At 64.1% G+C, this 2,147-nt stretch carries 3 protein-coding genes; all 3 read left to right on the forward strand.

Annotated features, from left to right (window positions below):
- Window positions 1–197 precede the first annotated feature (197 nt).
- From RGM2987_RS00225 to RGM2987_RS00235, 3 genes are read left to right on the forward strand one after another with little or no spacing between them, the layout of a single operon-like run.
- The gene (locus RGM2987_RS00225) at window positions 198–851 is read left to right on the forward strand and encodes a hypothetical protein (protein ID WP_245138109.1); all 654 of its coding nucleotides are present in this window, start codon (window positions 198–200) and stop codon (window positions 849–851) included.
- Window positions 851–1,282 (forward strand): phage holin family protein, encoded by a 432-nt coding sequence (locus tag RGM2987_RS00230; RefSeq protein ID WP_245138110.1) that lies wholly within the window; start codon window positions 851–853, stop codon window positions 1,280–1,282. Before RGM2987_RS00225 ends, RGM2987_RS00230 begins: the two co-directional genes overlap by 1 nt.
- Window positions 1,279–2,079, forward strand: coding sequence for a DUF3618 domain-containing protein (locus RGM2987_RS00235; protein ID WP_245138111.1), 801 nt, complete (start codon window positions 1,279–1,281; stop codon window positions 2,077–2,079). Before RGM2987_RS00230 ends, RGM2987_RS00235 begins: the two co-directional genes overlap by 4 nt.
- Window positions 2,080–2,147 lie beyond the last annotated feature (68 nt).

Here is a 2,147-nt window from a genome sequence, read left to right on the forward strand (position 1 = left end):
CGAACGCGCCAGCGCCCGATTTTTTTTCGTCCGCACCTCCTCAAGCGGCGGCGCTGACCGCGCAGCGCTCATCTGCCCAATCCGTTTGAACTCCCCTGCGCCGCACCCCGTCACTTGTACTGAGAGGCACGTAGTCGGGCATCGCTGCGGTGATTGCCCGTGTTGGTTTTTTCCCCATCACGCAGGTGTAGACAGACATGACTATCCCGGACAACAACCCCGAGCGACAAAACGACGCCTCAGGCCAGGCCCGGCCCGAGGACCCTCTGAATCACATCAAGGAGGACGTCAACGAAGCCATCGGCAGTGCCCGCGAACAGGCCGATGCACACTTCGGCCAGTACCGCGACACGGCGGCGGATCAGATCGATGCGCTGGCTCGCGGCGCCAAGTCGGCGATGTCCGAGTTCGAAGCCAACGATACCTTGGGCCTGTCCCATTACCTGGCGGACATGGCCGACTCGATGACGGGCCTGGCCAGCAAGCTGCGCAACATGAGCGCCGAGCAGATGTTGCACGACGGTTCCCGGCTGGCACGAGAAAACCCCGGGCTGTTCCTGGCCGGCAGCGTGGCAGTGGGCTTCGGGCTCTCGCGGTTCCTCAAGGCCGGCAGCTCGCCGGTCGCCGCTGAAGTCGAAGACCCGGCCGCCGGTCATTCCAACCCGCCGTCCGGAGGGTTTGCCGCGCGTGGGCCTTTCGAACCAACCCCCGATCCCATCGGCGCTGGCGCCGAGACTTCCAGCGGCCTTGCCACCGGCATCACGCCCACGTCGCCCAGCGTCCAGGACCACCCCAGTGACGCTTCCACCGGCTCGTTGCCGGGTTCGGCCAATACTCGAGGAGAACTGTAATGAATCGACCAGACCCGGATATCCAGCGCCCCATCGGCGCAACTACCTCCGACACCGATGCTTCGGTGGTGGGGCTGCTCAAGCAGTTGACCCATGAAGTGCCATCGCTGTTTACCAAGGAATTGGCGTTGGCCAAGGCTGAGTTCCAGGCCAGCCTCAACACCCTCAAGGCCGGCATCGCGGCGGTGGCCGGCGGTGCAATCGTACTGCTCGCCGGTTTCATCATCCTGTTGATGGCGGCGGTCTACGGCTTGAGCACGATCATGCAGCCTTGGCTCGCGGCGCTGATCGTCGGCGTGGTGGTCATGATCATCGGTTTCGTCATGGTGCAGTCGGGCAAGAAACAATTCGAACCGTCCCACTTCAAGCCCGATCGCACGCTCGATGCATTGAACAAAGACCAGGAAGCCCTGCGGAGGAAAGTCTCATGAAGGATGAATTCAAAACCGAATCCGAAAAGAGTCCGGAAACCATCGAGCGCGAGATCGACGAACAGCGGGCTCATATCAGCCACATCGTCGATGCCTTGGGCAGCAAGTTCACCCCGGGGCAGATGCTCGATCAGGCGCTGACCCTGGTCAAGGGCAACGGCTCGCAGTTCTTTGGCAACCTGGGCACCACCGTGCGTAACAACCCGGTGCCCACCGTGCTGACCACCGTCGGGCTGTGCTGGCTGATGCTCGGTCAGAACCATCCGCCACGGGTCGGCTACCGCGTCGGCCCGGACCAGGATTCCACTGGCTGGGGCGAAGGGCTTGCCAATGGCCTGGGCAGCGCCAAGGAGCACCTGCACGACACCACCGACTCCTTGCGTGACGGGTTTCACCAGCTCAAGGACAAGGCGTCGCACCTGGCTGACGGCCTGGGCGCCGGTGCCAGCCACGCCCGGCACAGCGCCCGGCATACCGGCGAGCGCGTGGCCCACAGTTCCCAAGAGTTGGGCTATCAGTTCAGCCGCTTGCTCAAGGAGCAGCCACTGATGATGGCCGCCGCCGGTATCGCCCTGGGTGCGATGCTCGGTGCGGCGTTGCCGACGTCTTCCACCGAGCAACGGGTGATGGGCCGCACCAGTGCCGACCTGGCGGACAAGGCCAAGCGTACGGCGCGACAGGGCTATGAAACGGTGCGCGATACGGTGAGCAAGACCACCGAGCATCGCGACGACCCGACGCCTCGCCCTCAGGCCCGCTCGGGCACGGACCTGTCCGACGGATTGGGCACCTCTTAAGCCAGCAACAACGCAAGACCCTGTGGGAGCGGGCTTGCTCGCGAAGGCGGTGGGTCAGTTACATGTTC

This window comes from Pseudomonas sp. RGM2987 (genome assembly GCF_022952855.1).
Taxonomy (GTDB): Bacteria; Pseudomonadota; Gammaproteobacteria; order Pseudomonadales; family Pseudomonadaceae; genus Aquipseudomonas.

Bases quoted from the DNA above. Each gene is read 5' to 3' on its own strand.
- RGM2987_RS00225 (WP_245138109.1), top strand. From the start codon at position 198: ATGACTATCCCGGACAACAACCCCGAGCGACAAAACGACGCCTCAGGC.
- RGM2987_RS00230 (WP_245138110.1), top strand. From the start codon at position 851: ATGAATCGACCAGACCCGGATATCCAGCGCCCCATCGGCGCAACTACC.
- RGM2987_RS00235 (WP_245138111.1), top strand. From the start codon at position 1,279: ATGAAGGATGAATTCAAAACCGAATCCGAAAAGAGTCCGGAAACCATC.